The 19,113-nt window shown below is 60.1% G+C and carries 18 protein-coding genes; 10 read left to right on the top strand and 8 right to left on the bottom strand.

The window, feature by feature from the left end:
• Positions 1 to 457 precede the first annotated feature (457 nt).
• Entirely contained in the window at positions 458 to 1,951 is a 1,494-nt protein-coding gene (locus tag TX23_RS14345) for a CoA-acylating methylmalonate-semialdehyde dehydrogenase (protein WP_057702700.1), read from the bottom strand.
• A 39-nt stretch (positions 1,952 to 1,990) separates the two neighbouring features.
• Positions 1,991 to 3,340, bottom strand: a complete 1,350-nt coding sequence (locus TX23_RS14340; protein ID WP_003188272.1) for an aspartate aminotransferase family protein — start codon at positions 3,338 to 3,340, stop codon at positions 1,991 to 1,993.
• Positions 3,341 to 3,465: 125 nt separating this feature from the next.
• Between TX23_RS14340 and TX23_RS14335 the strand changes: the two genes are divergently transcribed.
• From TX23_RS14335 to TX23_RS14310, 6 genes are all read left to right on the top strand, one after another.
• Complete coding sequence (locus tag TX23_RS14335) at positions 3,466 to 4,386, top strand: LysR family transcriptional regulator (RefSeq protein ID WP_057702699.1); 921 nt, start codon at positions 3,466 to 3,468, stop codon at positions 4,384 to 4,386.
• 88 nt (positions 4,387 to 4,474) lie between these two features.
• Positions 4,475 to 5,869, top strand: a complete 1,395-nt coding sequence (locus TX23_RS14330) for a uracil-xanthine permease family protein (protein ID WP_057702698.1) — start codon at positions 4,475 to 4,477, stop codon at positions 5,867 to 5,869.
• Positions 5,870 to 5,956: 87 nt separating this feature from the next.
• Complete coding sequence (locus tag TX23_RS14325) at positions 5,957 to 6,616, top strand: TetR/AcrR family transcriptional regulator (protein WP_005784489.1); 660 nt, start codon at positions 5,957 to 5,959, stop codon at positions 6,614 to 6,616.
• 12 nt (positions 6,617 to 6,628) lie between these two features.
• Positions 6,629 to 7,210, top strand: a complete 582-nt coding sequence (locus TX23_RS14320; RefSeq protein ID WP_057702697.1) for an IMPACT family protein — start codon at positions 6,629 to 6,631, stop codon at positions 7,208 to 7,210.
• A 55-nt stretch (positions 7,211 to 7,265) separates the two neighbouring features.
• A complete protein-coding gene (locus TX23_RS14315; RefSeq protein ID WP_057702696.1) occupies positions 7,266 to 7,952 on the top strand; it encodes an SDR family oxidoreductase in 687 nt (228 codons plus the stop codon).
• 212 nt (positions 7,953 to 8,164) lie between these two features.
• The gene (locus TX23_RS14310) at positions 8,165 to 9,523 is read left to right on the top strand and encodes an 8-oxoguanine deaminase (RefSeq protein ID WP_057702695.1); all 1,359 of its coding nucleotides are present in this window, start codon (positions 8,165 to 8,167) and stop codon (positions 9,521 to 9,523) included.
• Positions 9,524 to 9,657: 134 nt separating this feature from the next.
• On the opposite strand, the gene TX23_RS14305 is transcribed toward TX23_RS14310, so the two are convergent.
• Positions 9,658 to 10,749, bottom strand: a complete 1,092-nt coding sequence (locus TX23_RS14305; protein ID WP_057702694.1) for a calcium:proton antiporter — start codon at positions 10,747 to 10,749, stop codon at positions 9,658 to 9,660.
• Between the two features lie 193 nt (positions 10,750 to 10,942).
• Between TX23_RS14305 and TX23_RS14300 the strand changes: the two genes are divergently transcribed.
• Positions 10,943 to 11,896, top strand: coding sequence for an adenosine deaminase (locus TX23_RS14300; protein WP_005784479.1), 954 nt, complete (start codon positions 10,943 to 10,945; stop codon positions 11,894 to 11,896).
• Positions 11,897 to 12,394: 498 nt separating this feature from the next.
• Here the strand turns inward: TX23_RS14300 and TX23_RS14295 are convergent, their stop codons facing one another.
• From TX23_RS14295 to TX23_RS14285, 3 genes are all read right to left on the bottom strand, one after another.
• Positions 12,395 to 13,765, bottom strand: a complete 1,371-nt coding sequence (locus TX23_RS14295; protein ID WP_057702693.1) for an MFS transporter — start codon at positions 13,763 to 13,765, stop codon at positions 12,395 to 12,397.
• Positions 13,766 to 13,964: 199 nt separating this feature from the next.
• A complete protein-coding gene (locus TX23_RS14290) occupies positions 13,965 to 14,651 on the bottom strand; it encodes a helix-turn-helix domain-containing protein (protein WP_057702692.1) in 687 nt (228 codons plus the stop codon).
• 134 nt (positions 14,652 to 14,785) lie between these two features.
• Positions 14,786 to 15,715 carry a LysR family transcriptional regulator gene (locus TX23_RS14285; RefSeq protein ID WP_057702691.1) on the bottom strand — a complete coding sequence of 310 codons (930 nt, stop codon included), beginning with the start codon at positions 15,713 to 15,715 and terminating at the stop codon, positions 14,786 to 14,788.
• A 117-nt stretch (positions 15,716 to 15,832) separates the two neighbouring features.
• Here TX23_RS14285 and TX23_RS14280 point away from each other — a divergent pair, with 117 nt between their 5' ends.
• The 3 genes from TX23_RS14280 (at position 15,833) to TX23_RS14270 (ending at position 17,606) form a co-directional block, all read left to right on the top strand.
• Complete coding sequence (locus tag TX23_RS14280; protein ID WP_003188253.1) at positions 15,833 to 16,126, top strand: putative quinol monooxygenase; 294 nt, start codon at positions 15,833 to 15,835, stop codon at positions 16,124 to 16,126.
• Between the two features lie 138 nt (positions 16,127 to 16,264).
• Positions 16,265 to 17,278, top strand: a complete 1,014-nt coding sequence (locus TX23_RS14275; RefSeq protein WP_057702690.1) for a zinc-binding alcohol dehydrogenase family protein — start codon at positions 16,265 to 16,267, stop codon at positions 17,276 to 17,278.
• A gap of 145 nt (positions 17,279 to 17,423) precedes the next feature.
• Positions 17,424 to 17,606 carry a hypothetical protein gene (locus TX23_RS14270; RefSeq protein ID WP_005784470.1) on the top strand — a complete coding sequence of 61 codons (183 nt, stop codon included), beginning with the start codon at positions 17,424 to 17,426 and terminating at the stop codon, positions 17,604 to 17,606.
• Between the two features lie 8 nt (positions 17,607 to 17,614).
• Here TX23_RS14270 and TX23_RS14265 read toward each other — a convergent pair whose 3' ends face one another.
• Complete coding sequence (locus tag TX23_RS14265) at positions 17,615 to 18,808, bottom strand: multidrug effflux MFS transporter (RefSeq protein WP_057702689.1); 1,194 nt, start codon at positions 18,806 to 18,808, stop codon at positions 17,615 to 17,617.
• A gap of 87 nt (positions 18,809 to 18,895) precedes the next feature.
• Positions 18,896 to 19,093: a heavy-metal-associated domain-containing protein gene (locus tag TX23_RS14260; RefSeq protein ID WP_057702688.1), complete on the bottom strand. Its 198-nt coding sequence runs from the start codon at positions 19,091 to 19,093 to the stop codon at positions 18,896 to 18,898.
• Between the last annotated feature and the right edge of the window lie 20 nt (positions 19,094 to 19,113).

The raw sequence follows: 19,113 nt of genomic DNA, 5'->3' as shown, positions 1-19,113 counted from the left end.
CTCCACAAGCACCCACACGAATTGCTTGATTCAGTTGTTAAAGAGCGGTTGGTTAAGATCTTTCGTCTCAACCGAGGCGCGCATTCTACAGCAGCCTCATTTGCTGTCAAGTGATTATTTTCAGAAGCTTTCGAAGATTTCTTCAACAACTTCAACCACTTGCGCTTAAGATCTCTCCGAAGCGGGAGGCGAATTCTACAGCGTTACACGCTGCTGTCAACACCTCTTTTTCAACTTCCTTTTGGCTTCGATGAACTGAAGCAGCTTACTGCCGAAAACCGCGTAACTCATTGTTTACCAAGGAGTTTTCCGTTTCGACTGCGCCGGAAGTGGGGCGAATTATAGGCCTCCAGAATCTGTCGTCAACCTTCTTTTTCACATTTCTGTCATATAAGTCAAAAAAGCCCCAATAACGCAAAGGCCGGCCCCAAGGGGCCGGCCTTCTACCTACCGAGCCTTACAGGCTAGGGAAGGCGAATTGCGACGCTTCATGGCTGGCCCGTTGTGGCCAACGCTGGGTGATCGCCTTGCGACGAGTATAGAAACGCACCCCGTCCGGCCCATAGGCATGCAAATCGCCAAACAGCGAACGCTTCCAACCACCAAAGCTGTGATACGCAACCGGCACTGGCAGCGGCACGTTAACCCCCACCATGCCGACTTCAATCTCATCACAGAACAGGCGCGCCGCTTCACCGTCACGCGTGAAGATGCAGGTACCGTTGCCGTATTCATGATCGTTGATCAGTTGCATCGCCGCTTCCAGGCTATCCACCCGCACTACACACAGCACCGGCCCAAAGATCTCTTCTTTATAGATACGCATCTGCGGGGTGACGCGGTCAAACAAGCTGCCACCGAGGAAAAAACCTTGCTCATGCCCGGCAACACTCAAGCCACGGCCATCAACAACCAGCTCTGCACCCGCTGACACACCGTCTTCTATATAGCCACTGACTTTATCCCGCGCCTGCCCCGTCACCAACGGGCCCATATCCAGGCCGCAAGACGTGCCCGCACCAATCTTCAACGCCTTGACCTGCGGCACCAGCTTGGCGATCAACGCATCCGCCACCTGATCGCCCACGCACACAGCCACCGAGATCGCCATGCAACGCTCACCGCAGGAACCATAAGCCGCGCCCATCAGGGCACTTACCGCGTTATCCAGGTCGGCATCCGGCATCAGCACCGCGTGGTTCTTCGCCCCACCCAGCGCCTGCACACGCTTGCCACGTTTGGTCGCTTCGGAATAGATGTACTCGGCAATCGGCGTCGAGCCTACAAAGCTCAAGGCTTTGACTTCAGGCGCTTCGATCAATGCGTCCACCGCGCCCTTGTCGCCATGCACCACGCTGAGCACGCCTTTAGGCAGCCCGGCTTCCTGCAACAGCTGCGCGATCAACAGCGTCGAACTCGGGTCGCGCTCTGAAGGTTTAAGGATGAAACAGTTACCGCAGACAATCGCCAGCGGGTACATCCACAGCGGCACCATCGCCGGGAAGTTGAACGGGGTGATCCCCGCCACCACGCCCAACGGCTGGAAATCCGACCATGCGTCAATGTTCGGCCCTACGTTGCGGCTGTATTCACCCTTGAGAATCTCCGGCGCCGAGCACGCGTACTCCACGTTCTCGATCCCACGCTTGAGTTCACCCGCAGCGTCTTCCAGGGTCTTGCCATGTTCCTCGCTAATCAACTGCGAGATACGTGCTTCGTTTTGCTCCAGCAACTGCTTGAAACGGAACATCACCTGCGCACGCTTGGCCGGCGGCGTATTGCGCCAGGCCGGAAACGCCGCCTTGGCTGAGTCAATCGCCTGTTGAATGGTTTCACGACTGGCCAACGGCACCTGGTGAATCACCTGACCGATAGACGGGTTATAGACGTCGGCACTACGACCGCTGTCGTTGACCAGCTCACCGTTGATCAAATGCTGGATAAGGCTCATGCAGGGCTCCTGAAAAGTTGTTCTATATAGAAGGAGAAATCAGTCGATCTTGTTCAGCACTTCGCCGACCGCGTCAAACAGGCGGTCCAGGTCCTGCGGCTTGCTGTTGAACGTTGGCCCGAACTGCAGGGTGTCACCGCCAAAACGCACGTAGAAACCGGCTTTCCACAAGGCCATGCCGGCCTCGAATGGACGCACGATGGCATCCCCATCACGCGGGGCAATCTGGATCGCCCCGGCCAGGCCGTAGTTGCGAATGTCGATCACATTCTTGCTGCCCTTCAAGCCATGCAGCGCATTCTCAAAATGCGGGGCAACTTCGGCTACGCTCTGCACCAGGTTTTCCTTCTGCAACAGGTCCAAAGCCGCCAAGCCAGCCGCGCACGCCACCGGGTGCGCCGAATAGGTGTAACCGTGGGGGAATTCCACCGCGTACTCCGGCGTCGCCTGGTTCATGAAGGTCTGATAGATCTCGCTGCTGGCGATCACCGCGCCCATCGGGATAGCACCATTGGTGACCTGCTTGGCGATACACATCAGGTCCGGGGTCACGCCAAAACTGTCGGCACCGAACATCGAGCCGGTACGGCCAAAGCCCGTGATCACCTCGTCGAACACCAACAGGATATTGTGCTGATCGCAGATCTCACGCAGACGCTTGAGATACCCCTGTGGCGGTACCAGGACACCAGCGGAACCGGCCATCGGCTCGACAAACACCGCGGCGATATTCGACGCGTCATGCAGTTCGATCAGCTTGAGCAATTCATCGGCCAAGGCGATACCGCCCTGCTCCGGCATTCCACGCGAGAATGCATTGCTCGCCAGCAAGGTGTGGGGCAGATGGTCAACATCCATCATCGCCTGGCCAAATAACTTACGGTTACCGTTGACGCCACCCAGGCTGGTACCGGCGATGTTCACACCGTGATAACCACGCGCGCGACCAATCATCTTGGTCTTGGTGGCCTGACCTTTGAGGCGCCAGTAGGCCCGCACCATCTTCACCGCCGTATCGGCACATTCAGAGCCCGAATCGGTGAAGAACACATGATTCAGGTTGCCTGGGGTCAAGTCGGTAATCTTTTCCGCCAGCTGGAAGGACAACGGATGACCGTACTGGAAGCCTGGAGAGTAATCCAGGGTACCCAATTGTTTGGCCACCGCCTCCTGGATTTCCTTGCGCGTGTGCCCGGCGCCGCAGGTCCAAAGGCCCGACAACGAATCATAGACCTTGCGCCCCTTGTCATCGGTCAACCAACTGCCTTCAGCGGCCACGATCAGGCGCGGGTCGCGCTGGAAGTTGCGGTTGGCGGTATAGGGCATCCAGTGCGCATCCAGCTTGAGTTGGCTGGCCAGGGACGATGGGGCGTTTTCGGGCATGTTCATCAGCAAAACCTCGCAAGGCAAAAGGCAGCGTCGGGATTGAAAAGCGTTGTTGCAGCTAAATTGCCACGGGGATAAAGTCGGTGAAATCCAACTCTTCTAACCTTCAGTCAGGACTTCACTAAACTATGAGCGTCCGTCGTCCCGACCCTTTGGCTCAAGTCAGCGACTTCGACATTCGCTTGCTGCGCATCTTTCGCAGCGTGGTGGAATGCGGCGGCTTCTCGGCGGCAGAGACCGTGCTCGGCATCGGCCGCTCGGCAATAAGCCAGCAGATGAGCGACCTTGAGCAACGACTCGGGCTACGACTTTGCCAACGCGGCCGCGCCGGTTTTTCCCTGACGGAAGAAGGCCGCGAGGTTTATCAGTCTGCCCTGCAACTGTTGAGCGCTTTGGAAAGCTTTCGCACCGAGGTCAACGGCCTGCACCAGCATTTGCGCGGCGAGTTGATCATCGGCCTCACCGACAACCTCGTCACCCTGCCGCACATGCGGATCACCCACGCCCTGGCGCAATTGAAAGAGCGGGGCCCGGACGTGCAGATCCAGATCCGCATGATCGCCCCCAATGAAGTGGAGCAAGGCGTACTCGACGGTCGCCTGCACGTCGGTGTGGTGCCCCAGGCCAGCGCACTGTCGGGCCTGGAATACCAGCCGCTGTACAGCGAACGCTCCTTGCTCTATTGCGCTGTAGGCCACCCGTTGTTTTATGCCGATAACAAGCAACTCGACGACGAACGCATCGACAGCCAGGACGCCATCGCCCCCACCTTCCGCTTGCCCGCGGAGATCCAGGCCCATTACCAGGCGCTCAACTGCACCGCCAGCGCCTCAGACCGTGAAGGCATGGCGTTCCTGATTCTCACCGGCCGCTATATCGGCTACTTGCCCGACCACTACGCCAGTCTATGGGTGCAACAAGGCCGGCTGCGCGCGCTGAAACCGGCTACACGTTTTTACGATTTGAGCCTGGCATCGGTCACGCGCAAAGGCCGGCGCCCTCATTTGGTGCTGGAAAGCTTCCTGGAAAGCCTGGCCGCGACGCGCTAACTCGGGCCTCACGCAAAAAGCTGAGCACATGGACAGCTTTTTGCAAGGGCTCAGGGACCTTGAACCGTCCGCCTTGAGTTGACCCGCCATGCCCCCAGAATCCTCCAGCCCCAGCGACCTGATCTACGGCCTCAACGACCGCCCCAAACCACTGCCCGCTCTATTGGCAGCACTGCAACATGTGCTGGCGGCGTTCGTCGGCATCATTACGCCGCCGCTGATTATTGGCTCCACCCTCGGCCTCACCGCTCACTTGCCCTACCTGATCAGCATGGCGTTGATGGTTTCCGGCGTAGGCACCTTCATCCAGGCACGCAGGCCGTTTGGCATCGGTGCCGGCATGATCTGCCTGCAAGGCACCAGCTTTGCGTTTCTCGGCGCGGTATTGTCAGCAGGCTTTCTGGTGAAGCAACGCGGTGGCAGCCCGGAAGACATTCTGGCGATGATTTTCGGCGTGTGCTTCTTCGGCGCGGCAGTGCAGATTGTATTGAGCCGCTTTATCGGCCAGTTGCGCCGCGTGATCACACCGCTGGTGACCGGCATTGTGATTACGCTGATCGGCATCAGCCTGATCAAAGTGGGCATCACCGACCTCGGCGGCGGTTTCAATGCACCGGACTTCGGCGCCCCCGCCAACCTGGCGCTGGGCCTGTTCGTGGTTTTGACGATCATCCTGCTCAACCGCTCGAACACGCCCTGGGTACGCTTGTCGGCCATCATCATCGGCCTGGCCCTGGGCAGCCTCGCGGCGTGGTTCAGCGGCAAACTGATTCCCCAGGCTTTGCCTGACCTGCCATTGGTCAGCCTGCCTACACCATTCCGCTTTGGTTTCAACTTCGACTGGAGCGCCTTCCTGCCGATTGCGCTGATTTATCTGATCAGCAGCATCGAAACCGTCGGCGACCTCACCGCCAATTGCATGATTGCCCGCCAGCCTATCAGCGGCCCTTCTTATATAAGCCGGCTCAAGGGCGGCGTCCTCGGCGATGGGGTGAGCTGCATGATCGCCGCCACTTTCAGCGCTTTCCCCAACACCACGTTTGCGCAGAACAATGGTGTGATCCAGCTCACCGGCGTGGCCAGCCGTTACGTCGGTTTATACATCGGCGTGTTGCTGTTCTGTCTGGGCCTGTTTCCGCTGATCGGCGCCGTACTGCAGCAAATCCCCAAGCCGGTGCTGGGCGGCGCGACTCTGGTAATGTTCGGCAGCGTGGCTGCCGCCGGCGTGCGCATCCTCGCCCAGGCACCGCTGGACCGACGCAGCATGTTGATCATTGCCACCTCGTTCGGTGTTGGCCTGGGTATCGCCGCGCAACCCAACCTGCTGCACCTGATGCCGACACTGGTGCAGAACCTGTTCGACTCCGCCATCACCAGCGGCGGTATCACCGCCATCCTCCTGTGCCTGTTACTGCCGGAGGCCAAGGCAAGTACCACCGCCGCAAACCACACCCCGGAACGCGACAGCCTGGAACCGCTTTGACGGTTTTATTGCATCAGGACTTGTCTGAGGCTTGAGGGTGGGTTATCTGTGCACACGTCGCCTTTATCGATCAGCACGGAAACCTCCATGAGCCTCGAAGTTCCTGCCCACAGCAACCACGCCGGTAAACCCGCCAGCCGCATTCGGCAAAAGAACGAACAAGCGATTCTCCAGGCTGCTGAAGATGAATTCGCCCGCCATGGCTACAAAGGCACCAGCATGAACACCATCGCTGCCAGCGCCGGGCTGCCCAAGGCCAACTTGCACTACTACTTCACCAACAAGCTGGGCCTGTATATCGCGGTGCTCAGCAATATCCTCGAATTATGGGACAGCACTTTCAACGCGCTGACCGCCGAGGACGACCCAGCCGTGGCGCTCGCGCGTTACATCCGCACCAAGATGGAGTTCTCGCGGCGCCAACCACAAGCCTCGCGGATCTTCGCCATGGAAATCATAAGCGGCGGCGAATGCCTCACCGAATATTTCGGTCAGGACTATCGCGCCTGGTTCAGTGGCCGCGCCGCGGTGTTCCAGGCGTGGATCGACGCCGGCAAAATGGACCCCGTCGATCCCGTGCACTTGATCTTCCTGCTGTGGGGCAGCACCCAGCACTACGCCGACTTCGCCACCCAGATCTGTCGCGTAACAGGTCGTACCAAGCTGACCAAACAGGACATGGAAGACGCCGGCACCAACCTGATCCATATCATTCTCAAAGGCTGCGGCATCAAGCCAGCCCTATAAACGAAGCGAGTTATGTCTTTTACGCTGACAGGCCTTTGCGAATTTCGTGAAGAAATACGCAAGAGCCGCTTTATCACCCTGGCGGCGCCGATCACCAGCCCGCAGGACGCCCAGGCGTTTTTCGAGCAGCACAGCGACCTCAACGCCACGCACAACTGCTGGGCCTGGAAGCTGGGCGATCAATACCGCAGCAGCGATGACGGCGAACCCGGCGGCACCGCCGGGCGCCCGATTCTTGCGGCCATCGAGGCCCAGGGCTTTGATCAGGTGGCCGTCTTGGTGATCCGCTGGTACGGCGGCATTCAACTGGGCACGGGTGGATTGGCCCGCGCCTATGGCGGCGGGGCCAATAAATGCCTGCAGAATGCCGAGCGCATCGAGCTGATCAGCCGCGTCCCCCTGAGTTGCGCCTGTGGCTTCTCCGAACTGAACCTGGTGAAGCTGCGTGTCGCTGAACTCGGCGGGCTTGTAATGGAAGAAACCTTCACCGCCAACGGCGTTGAGCTGCAGCTCGCCCTGGGAGAGGCACACATCGACACCCTGCAAACCCAGCTCGCCGACCTGAGCCGTGGGCGCATCCTGCTGCAACGCTGAAACTGCTACTGTTATGCGCTGAACTCCCTGAACCGCGATTTCAAAGGAAGCCTTCATGTCTACGCCAAAAACCGCACTGATCATCGGCGCCTCGCGCGGGCTGGGCCTTGGCCTGGTCAAGCAACTGCTCCAGGACCGCTGGGACGTGACCGCCACCGTGCGCGATCCGAACAAGGCCGACGCCCTGAAAGCCGTGGGCCCGGTGCAGATCGAGAAACTGGACATGGACGATCAGCAAGCCGTGATCGCCCTCGCCCAGCGCCTGAAAGACCGCACCTTCGACCTGCTGTTCGTCAACGCCGGGGTCAAGGGCCCGGCCAACCAGGAGCCCGGCCACGCGACCCTGGCGGAAGTGGGCCAGTTGTTCTTCACCAACGCCGTGGCGCCGATCAACCTGGCCCAGCGCTTTGTCGGGCAGATCCGCAAAGACACCGGCGTACTGGCCTTCATGAGTTCGGTACTGGGCAGCGTGACCATTCCCGACGGCTCGGACCTGGCGCTGTACAAGGCCAGCAAGGCCGCCCTCAATTCGATGACCAACAGCTTTATCACGCAACTGGGCGAGCCCAAACCGACGGTGCTGTCGCTGCATCCGGGCTGGGTGAAGACCGACATGGGCGGCGAAAACGCCCACATCGACGTCGAGACCAGCGTGCGCGGCCTAGTGGACCAGGTAAATGCCTACACCGGCAAAGGCGGCCACCACTTCGTGGACTACAAGGGCGACACCATCACCTGGTAACCACTCCCAACTGTAGGAGCGAGCCTGCTCGCGAAGAACGCCCAAGCACTGCGTTAAACCAGCCTGCCCGCGTCATCGTTGACGATTTTCGCGAGCAAGCTCGCTCCCACAGAGGTAAACTGCCCACCTCGCCCTCACCGGCGACCCTGGATCAGCAGACAGGGCAACACTGAGCTGGCAAACCTGAACCCATCATTCAGAGGAGCCGGCCAATGCCTGCGACCCGTATCTGGTTAAAAAACCCCCTCGCAATTTTCACTGCCAATGGCCTCGATGCCCGTGGCGGCCTGGTGCTGCAAGACGGTGTGATCACCGAAGTGCTGGCCCAGGGCCAGGAACCGGCACAGCCCTGCACGCAGGTGTTCGATGCTCGCGAACATGTGGTCCTACCTGGGCTGATCAACACCCATCACCATTTCTATCAAACCCTGACCCGCGCCTGGGGCCCGGTGGTCAACCAGCCGCTGTTCCCGTGGTTGAAAACCCTGTACCCGGTATGGGCGCGGCTTACTCCGGAAAAACTCGCCTTGGCCAGCAAAGTCGCCCTGGCTGAATTACTGCTGTCGGGTTGCACCACGGCGGCCGACCACCATTACCTGTTCCCCGATGGCTTGGAAAACGCTATTGATGTGCAGGTAGCCAGCGTGCGCGAACTGGGTATGCGCGCCATGCTCACCCGCGGCTCCATGAGCCTGGGCGAAGCCGACGGCGGCCTGCCACCGCAGCAGACCGTACAACAAGGCCAGGTCATTCTCGACGACAGCCAGCGCCTGATCCGCGAATATCACGAGCGCGGTGACGGCGCGCAGATTCAGATTGCCCTGGCGCCGTGCTCGCCGTTTTCCGTCACCCCCGAAATCATGCAAGCCAGCGCCGAGCTGGCCAACCAGCTGGACGTGCGCCTGCACACCCACTTGGCGGAAACCCTCGACGAAGAAGACTTCTGCCTGCAACGCTTCGGCCTGCGCACCGTGGATTACCTCGACAGCGTCGGCTGGCTCGGCCCGCGCACCTGGCTGGCCCATGGCATTCACTTTAACCCGGATGAAATCGCCCGCCTGGGTGCCGCCGGTACAGGTATCTGCCATTGCCCAAGCTCCAACATGCGCCTGGCCTCGGGTATCTGCCCGACCCTGGACCTGCTGGCCGCTGGCGCACCCATCGGCCTCGGCGTGGACGGCTCGGCATCCAACGACGCCTCGAACATGATCCTTGAAGCGCGTCAGGCCCTGTACATCCAGCGCCTGCGTTATGGCGCGGAAAAGATCACCCCCGAAGGCGTATTGGGCTGGGCCACCAAGGGCTCGGCGCAGTTGCTGGGGCGCACAGACATTGGCGAGTTGGCCGTCGGCAAGCAGGCGGACCTGGCACTGTTCAAGCTCGATGAACTGCGTTTCTCCGGCAGCCATGACCCCATTTCCGCGCTGCTGCTGTGCGGCGCGGACCGGGCAGACCGAGTGATGGTCGGCGGCAAGTGGAGGGTGATCGACGGCCAAGTCGAAGGCCTTGACCTCAAGGGCTTGATCGCCGATCACAGCCAGGCAGCGCGACAGTTGATCGCGGGTATCTAAGCCAGGCACCAATCAAAATGTGGGAGCGGGCTTGCCCGCGAATGCGGTAGTTCAGTCACAAATGAACTGACTGACACAGCGCATTCGCGAGCAAGCCCGCTCCAACATTGGATCTGTGCCACTTTTAAAACCGGTTACAACCCCAGCAGCGACAACATGATAAAGGTCGCAAACAACACGAAATGGGTCATCCCCTCGATGGCATTGGTTTCGCCATCGTTGAGGTTGATCGCACTGACAATCAGCGTGATAAACACCATCACCGTCTGCACCGGCGTCATTGCCATCTGGAACGGCTGGCCGGTATAGAGCGCCATGGCCTCCATTACCGGCACCGTCAGGATCACCGTCGATAACGAGGCGCCCAGCGCAATGTTCACCACCGACTGCATCCGGTTGGCCAATGCAGCGCGCAACGCCGTGAGAATTTCCGGCGCAGCCGAGATAGCCGCCACCACAATCGCCGTGATCACCGGCGGCGCCCCCGTGCCTTCCAGGCCCAGGTCGAGGGTTTTGGACATCACTTCAGCCAACGCACCAATCACGATCACGCCAAACACCAGGGTACCGATCGAGAACGCAAGGTTCACGGGCGGGGCGTGTTCTTCTTCGGTTGATTTCTTGCGGCGTTTTTCCGGGTAGCTGTAACTGAAAAAATAACTGTGTGGGCCTACCTGCATTCTCAGGAACAAGGTGTAGAGCACCACCATCGCGCCAATGGTGAAGGCCGAGTAAATTTTCCAATCGGCCTCGGGGATAAATTCCGGCACCACCATCGACACGCCCATGGCGGTGAGGATCATCACGCTATAGGTGCGCGCCGAGTCATCGTTGTAGGACTGTTCGCCATGCTTGATGCCGCCCATCAAGGCGGCCAGGCCGAGAATGCCGTTGATATCCAGCATCACCGCCGAGTAAATGGTGTCGCGCACCAGGGTGGGCGACGGCTCGTTGCTCATCATGATCGCCAGGATCACCACTTCCACCAACACGGCCGCCAGGGTCAGGATCATAGTGCCGTAGGGGTCGCCAACCTTCTCTGCCAATTGCTCGGCGTGGTGAGCTACGCGCATTGAGGCCATTACGATAAACGCGATCAGCGCAGCACCGGCCAGCAGCGCCACCAGTTGCCCACTGTGGAGCATCCAGTGTTCCAGCGGATAAGCCGCAATGGCGGCAATCAGCGCCAGCAGCATGAATTTTTCTTGCTTGAGGTGTGTAAGCATTACGGGCCTTTTCGTGCAGCGAATCAGTCATTGATGGGGTACAGACTGCGCCAAGCCGCTAACGTTTCGTTACACCTTAGTTCACCTCACCCTTGCGTGAGTGACACAAATACTCTCCTGCTGGTCAGGTTTTGCCGATTATTTCAGCCATGGCCTGTAGAATGCCGCCATTGCACCTGATGAGATTTTAACTATGTACGATTGGCTCAACGCCCTGCCCAAGGCTGAACTGCACCTGCACCTGGAGGGTTCGCTGGAGCCTGAGTTGCTGTTCGCCCTGGCCGAGCGCAACAAGATTGCGCTGCCGTGGAACGACGTCGACACCCTGCGCAAGGCTTACGCCTTCAACAACCTGCAAGAGTTTCTCGACCTGTATTACAAAGGCGCCGATGTGCTGCGCACGTCCCAGGATTTCTACGACCTGACCTGGGCCTACCTGCTGCGCTGCAAGGCCCAGAACGTGATTCACACCGAACCGTTCTTCGACCCGCAAACCCACACCGACCGAGGCATCCCGTTCGAAGTCGTGCTGAACGGCATCGCCGCAGCGCTTAAAGATGGCGAGCAGCAACTGGGCATCACCAGCGGCTTGATCCTGAGCTTCCTGCGCCACCTGAGCGAAGCCGAAGCCGAGAAAACCCTCGACCAGGCGTTGCCGTTCCGTGACGCGTTCGTGGCCGTGGGCCTGGACAGCTCGGAAATGGGTCACCCGCCAAGCAAGTTCCAGCGCGTGTTCGACCGTGCCCGCCACGAGGGCTTCCTTACCGTCGCCCATGCTGGCGAAGAAGGCCCGCCCGAGTACATCTGGGAAGCCCTCGACCTGCTGAAAATCCAGCGCATCGACCACGGCGTGCGAGCCATTGAAGATGAACGCCTGATGCAGCGCATCATCGACGAACAGATCCCGCTGACGGTTTGCCCGCTGTCCAACACCAAGCTTTGCGTGTTCGACGACATGGCCCAGCACAATATCCTCGACATGCTCGAACGTGGTGTAAAAGTCACCGTGAACTCGGACGACCCTGCCTACTTCGGCGGTTATGTCACCGAGAACTTCCACGCGCTGCACACCTCCCTGGGCATGACCCAGGACCAGGCCAAACGCCTGGCGCAGAACAGCCTGGATGCGCGCCTCGTAAAGCCATAACCAACCATCATTGAATGAATGCAGGCTAAATGTGGGAGGGGGCTTGCCCCCGATGGCGGCCTGATAGCCGACCAGAATGCTGGACTTTGATCGAGTGCATATCCGTTGTTTGGGTCACGGCTGCTATTGGTTCCGCTTTTACAGCGGGTCACTTTCGAAAAGCGCGAAAGTAACCAAAGCGCTCTTGCCCCACCACTCGGCACCTCGCTTAGGCTCGGTGTGCCCGTAATCCGCCATGGATTTGGGGGGCCGCCGCCACGCGCCATCCATGGCGCGGGGCGGCTAAACCGGCATCCCTGCCGGTTTACCCACCAAATCCCTGTCGGATTCCGGCCAGCGTGGTTTGACGGGGCGCCTAAGATCAAGATCAAAAGCAGAGCAAGAGCAAGAGCGGCTCGCTTCGCATCGTGGTTAGCGTTGGCAGTGGCTACAAAAGTTGTGTAGATACCCACGCTCATCGGGGGCAAGCCCCCTCCCACCCAGGTTTTGCGTTGACCTTTAGATTTGGGTGAGCTCTTCCAGGGTCTTGCCCTTGGTCTCCATTCCGAACACCCACACCACCAGCGCCGCCACGGCAAAGCACAGCGCGCCCAGGGCAAATACCCCGCCCTGCCCGGTTATCGGGAAGACCAGCCCGGTCACCAACGGCCCCAGCAACGAGCCGACCCGGCCAATCGCTGACGCGAATCCGGAACCTGTGGCTCGCGCCGAAGTGGGATAGAGCTCCGGCGTGTAGGTGTACAGCACCGCCCACATGCCAAACAGGAAAAACTGCATCAACAACCCGGAGGTGATCAACAGAGCCACATTGCCGCCAAACACTGCGCTTTGCCCATACAGAAACGCCATCACCCCGCCACCCAGCAGCGTCACGACGCACACCGGTTTACGCCCCCAGCGCTCGACCAGCCAGGCCGCCATCAAGAAGCCAGGGATCCCGCCCAGGGAAATGATCACCGTGTAATAAACCGACTGAGTCACGGCAAAACCCGACTGCTGCAATAGCGCGCTCAACCACGACGTCAGCCCGTAGAAGCCGAGCAAGGCAAAGAACCACACGCTCCAGATCATCATCGTCCGTTGGCGGTACTGCGCCGACCACAACTGCCGGAACGCAGAGAAAAATGTCCCCGGCGTACTTTCTACCCATGGCAGGGCCGTCGGCTCCGGCAAATCGGCGCCGCCCAGGGAATCTCGCACCTTTTGCTCAATGCCCAGCAAGACCTTGTCCGCCGCTTCGTGACGCCCGGCCTGTTCCAGCCACCGCGGCGACTCCGGAATAAAGAAGCGAATGGCCAACACAAACACCGCCGGCACCGCCAACACCAGGAAGATGTCGCGCCAACCAATCACCGGCAGCAAAAAGTACGACAGCACGCCTGCGGCCACAAAGCCCAGCGGCCAGAAACCATCCATTAACGCGATGTAACGCCCGCGCCGTTTGGCGGGAATCAGCTCCGACAGCATCGACTGAGCGATGGGAAACTCCATGCCCATGCCAATGCCCAGCAGGATCCGAAACAACGTCAGCGCTTCCACCGTCTGCGCCGTCGAGCACAGGTAACTGGCAACGCCCCACAACACGATGCTCCACTGGAATACCGGTTTGCGCCCGAAACGATCGGCGAGCATTCCGGAAAGAGAGGCACCTACCACCATGCCGAAAAAACTCGAACTGGCCAGCAAACCGGCCTGGGCCGTGCTCAAGCCGAACTCGGTTTTGATCGAGCCCAACAGAAAGGTCATCATCGCCAGGTCCATGGAGTCGAAGAAAAACGCCAGAGCAATGATGATGAAGATGACTCGGTGGTAACCGCTGATGGGCAACCGTTCCAGCCGCTGCGCTGCGCTATAACCCTGCCTGACCATGCCGCATCCCCCGTGTGAAATATCCCCCTGGCGAGTGTGCGGCATCGTTTGTCCTGGCTATTACTGGATGCGACCTGATTGCAGCTCTAAACGACGCAAGCACCTGTAGGAGCGAGCTTGCTCGCGAAAAACCAAATGACAGCGCGTTTATTTGGGATGCTCGCGTCATCGTTGACGCTCTTGGCGAGCAAGCTCGCTGCTACAAAGAGGCCATTCGAGCTATTTGTTCAAGCCCTGCCTCGTTGACCGACAAGGCACGCGACTCGTTGATCACGCTGATCCAGTTGGCCTGCAGAAACAGCTGCATCAACCCCGCCCCCAACGCTCCGCCCAGGTGCGGTTGCTGCTGGCTCCAGTCGTAACAGTCGCACACCAGCGGCGCTGCCAAAGCCTGGACAAAAATACCCAGGTCCGCCAAATGCTGCGCGCCCTTGACCGTAACCTCGGTACGCTGCTCATGGCGCTCGAACCATCCGGCCTCAAGCATCCGTTGATACAGCTGCGCCGCCAGCTCGCCGCCGAGATGACCGTGGCACCAGCGGGCACGGCGCAACAACTGCGGCGCCATCAGCGCCGGCGGCAAAGCTTGGGGTGTGCTGCGCGCTGCGCTGGCCATGGTGGTACTGGCCAATGCATCAATGGCGGCACTTACATCCGCAGCCGCCACGCGAAACAAGCGTTTGCCACGTCGGGCCTCGATCCGCAGCAGACCGCTGCCGGTCAGGCGCGCCAAATGTGCATTGGCCGACGCCAGTGACAACCCGGCCAGCGCCGCCAGCTCTTCTGAAGTTTTCGCCGAACCGTCCATCAAGGCCCAGAGCATGGCCGTGCGTTTGGGTTCGGCGAGCAAGCTGGCGATCTGACTGATGCAAGGTGCTGCTTCCATGTATTCACTCCCTGTAAGACCATTTTTCTGCTGCGGTTGACGCCAAAGTATAGGTGCGCGCGCCGCCGGTTCCGCGGCGTCCGACAGCTCGGATCAGGACAGGACATGAGTGAAGTTTCCGATCGTTATGCAGGTTATTGCCCAGTCGCCGTTCGCCCCGGTCGTTGCGCCGTCAAGATTGCACATCGGGACACCAGCATGTCCCGCAGCAGGTTGACGGGCTTGCTCAATTGCGCGCGATGGGCGCATAGCAGGTTGAGCGGTGTGCGCTCGCCCCGCAGTTGCGGCAGGATCAAACGCAAGCGCCCGGCCAGCACGTCGGTGCTGATATCCAGCCACGACTTGTAGGCAATGCCCATACCCGCCACCGCCCAGCGCCGCACAACATCGGCGTCATCACTGAACCGGTCACCGCTGACCGTCAGGCTCACGTGGCGCTTGCCGTCATAAAACCCCCAATGGTCATGTACGCGGCTACCGAGCATGTACAGCAGGCAATTGTGCTGGGCCAGTTGCTCCAGATGCTGGGGTTCGCCATGCCGGGCGAGGTAGCTCGGCGCGGCGCACAGCACACGAATATTGTCCGGGGCGATGGGCAGGGCCACCAGGCTGGAATCTTCGGGTTCGCCATAGCGCAGGGCAATGTCCACTGGCTGGCGGAACAAATCGGCAATGCGATCGCCGAGCAACAAGCGCACGTTCAGTTGCGGGTATTGCTGCTGGAACTCATCCAGCCAGGGCAACAGCTGGTTGCGACCGAAATCCGACGGCGCCGACAATTGCAGCACGCCGCTGACATGATCCTGGCCACTGGCCAATAACCGCCGCCCGTCGTCCAACGCGCTTAATGACGCACGCGCATATTCCAGGAAGCCCTCGCCTTCGGCGGTCAAGCGCAGGCTGCGGGTGGAGCGCGCCAGCAAACGCGTGCCCAATTGCTGTTCGATACGCTTGAGCGCGGCGCTGGCCACTGCCGGCGACAAATCCATCACCCGTGCCGCCGCCGACAGGCTGCCCAGGTCTGCAGCTCGCACAAACAACTGCAAATCATCAAAACGCAGCATGGATTTCCGCCCATTATCAAAATTTGGTTGAAACAGACTGCTGTTTTAGCCGCTTTTATCGGCGCAGGAAATAGCCAATCATCTGCCCATCCCGTTAGCCCGTGCCCGGAGTCGACTATGTCCACCGCTTTTAATGTCATCGCCACGCTGATCGCCAAACCCGGCCAGCACGCCACCCTGGAAACCCTGCTGCGCGGCCTGCTGGAACCGACCCGCCTGGAAGCCGGTTGCGAGCAGTACGACCTGCACCAGGACCTGCAACACCCCGAGACCTTCTACATGCTCGAGCGCTGGAGCGACGACGCTGCGCTGGCCGACCACGACCAGAGCGCGCATATCCAGAGCTTTCGCGCCAAGGCCGCCGATGTGATCGAACACTTCGAACTCAAGCGCCTGAAATTTCTCGCCTGATCCCGCCTTTTTTTGCAGGAGCGAGCTTGCTCGCGAAAACCCCAAGGACGACGCGCTAAACCAGAAACACCGCGTCATCGTTAACGATCTTCGCGAGCAAGCTCGCTCCTACCTTGACCGTATTCACTTGGAGTCATCATGAAAGCCATCGCCTACTACGCCTCACTGCCGATCAACGACCCGAAATCCCTGCAAGACATCCAACTGCCAGAGCCCGTGGCCGGCCCGCGTGACCTGTTGGTGGAAGTCAAAGCCATCTCGGTCAACCCGGTGGACACCAAGGTGCGCCACAACGTCGCCCCGGAAAATGGCGACGCTAAAGTGCTGGGCTGGGACGTGGCCGGCGTGGTCAAGGCGGTCGGCAGCGAAGTGACGCTGTTCAAAGCCGGTGACAAGGTGTTCTACGCCGGCTCCCTGGTGCGCCCAGGCGGCAACAGCGAACTGCACACTGTTGACGAGCGCATCGTCGGCCATATGCCCCAAAGCCTGGGGTTTGCCGAAGCCGCCGCGCTGCCGTTGACCGCCATCACCGCGTGGGAGCTGCTGTTCGAACGTTTGCAGATTCCCGAAGGCAAGGAGGACCACGGCCAGAGCCTGCTGATCGTCGGCGCTGCCGGTGGCGTGGGATCGATCCTGACTCAACTGGCCAACCAGCTCACGGCGCTGAAAGTCATCGGCACCGCCTCGCGTCCCGAGACTCAGGAATGGGCTAAAGCCCTGGGTGCCCACGTCGTGATCGACCACAGCCAGCCGCTGAGCGAAGCGCTGAAGCAGGCAGGCGTTGAGCAAGTGACGCATGTCGCCAGCCTGACTCAGACCGAGCACCACCTGGATCAACTGGTGGAAGCGCTGCAACCCCAAGGCAAGCTGGCGTTGATCGACGACCCCAAGGCGCTGGATGTGAGCAAGCTCAAGCGCAAGAGCCTGTCGCTGCACTGGGAGTTTATGTACACCCGCTCAATGTTTGAGACGCCCGACATGATCGAGCAGCACAACCTGCTTAACCGCGTGGCTGAACTGATCGATGCCGGCACCCTGAAAACCACGCTAGGCGAGCACTTCGGTACGATCAATGCAGCCAATTTGCGCCGTGCCCACGCGCTGCTGGAAAGCGGTAAGGCCAAGGGCAAGATCGTGCTGGAAGGGTTCTAAAAAACGGCTGTCAGTGTCGTCCGTTATCGGTGTAGGTAATGGACGACACCACTAGTCCGAGAGTTGATCTTCGTCATATTTGTGAGGGAATTCGGGTTTATATTGGCCGCCTTTGCCACGATTCTTTTACGTGAGGAAGTCAGCAATGAAAATCCTGATAAAAGCGTTAGCAAAATCCCCCGGCAAGCTATGGCAAGTTCGTCTCGACGGCGAAGCCATCACCTTCCGCAGTGAAGCCGAGGCCCGCGCCTTCGTCGACACCCTGCAAGCACGGATCCAGGCGCCCCACCGTTTTCCCCTCGGCCAGCAGCGCTCTGCCGCTGGCTGAACCGTCTATCAGACCTGCGCCTGCGTGGCCCTTGCCCGTTGCAGGCGCTGGGTCGACATTGCAATCGTTACCGCCAGCACACCGCACAAGCTGATGACCATCGCCATCGGCATCGCCGTACCATCATGCAACACGCCAACCAACGAGGCCGCGCCCGCTGCCACGCCGAACTGGATACAGCCGAGCAACGCCGAGGCACTGCCGGCCCGTGCGCCCTGCCCGCTCATGGCACAGGCCGAGGTGTTCGGCAAAATGCAGCCCAGGCTGGCGATGCAGATAAACAGCGGCACCAGCAACGGCCACAGCGCCTCGGTGCGCAGCGCGGCAATTCCCAGCAGTGTCAACGCCGCCGCCACGTAAACCCACACCGTACGCGACAGCAAAAACGCCGGTCCGCGCTTGGCCAGCAACCGCGCATTCAGCTGAGCCACCAGGATAAAGCCGGCAGCGTTGGAGCCGAACAGCCAGCCGTAGTGCTCGGCAGGCACGCCATAAAGCTTGATGAATACGAAGGGCGAACCGGCGATATAGGCGAACATCCCGGCAATTGAAATGCCGCCGGTCAGGGCATAGCCCAGGTACACGCGATCCGACAATAACGAAGCGTAGCGACGCAAGGAGCCGGACAATGGCTGGCGCGGCTGATGGGCCGGGAAGGTTTCCGGCAACCCGACCGCCACGGCGATCGCCGCCATCACGCTGAACAGCGACAGCGCCAGGAAAATCGACTGCCAGCCCCACACCCCGACCATCACACCACCCGCCAATGGCGCAAGGATCGGCGCCAGGCCAGTGACCAGCATCAGTTGCGAATACACCTTGGCCGAGCCCACCGCGTCGCATTTATCACTGACCACCGCACGAGAAATCACCATGCCCGCGCAACCGCCGAGGGCCTGCACGAAACGCGCGCCGATCAGCCACTCCAGTGACGGCGCGTAGGCACACGCGAAGGAGGCGAGCGTAAACAAGGTGACGCCACTGAGCAGGGGCAAGCGCCGACCGAAACGGTCAGCCAGCGGGCCGTAGATCAATTGACCAATAGCCAGACCCGCGAAATACACCGCCAGGGTCAACTGGATATGTTTTTCGTCAGTGGCAAACGCGGTGGCCATGGCTGGAAAGCCCGGCAGGTAGAAGTCGATCGCCAACGGCGCGAAGGCGCTCAAGGCGCCCAAAATCAGGATTATGCGAAGGTTCATCAGACACCCAAGTGAGTCGGCAGCTCCACAGTCTAGCCGCGCTTGGGTGCCGTGAACATTACGTTAGGTCGCTAACGATCAGAAAATTCACGCCAACTTGACGCTATAGCCTTCCTCGGCGATCAGGTCGATGACCTCCTGAGGCGACAGACGGCTTTCCACACCCACCTCCTTCGCCGCCAGGTCCACCTTCACACTCGCCGCCGAATCCTTGCTCTGTACCGCCTGGGTCACCGCTTTAACGCAATGGCCGCAGGTCATTCCTTCAACGCTGAATATTTGCATGACATGACTCCTTTGATGAG

Origin of the sequence: Pseudomonas paralactis (assembly GCF_001439735.1) — a bacterium.
Classification (GTDB): Bacteria; Pseudomonadota; Gammaproteobacteria; order Pseudomonadales; family Pseudomonadaceae; genus Aquipseudomonas; species Aquipseudomonas paralactis.
This window is presented reverse-complemented; position numbering and strand designations above follow the sequence as displayed.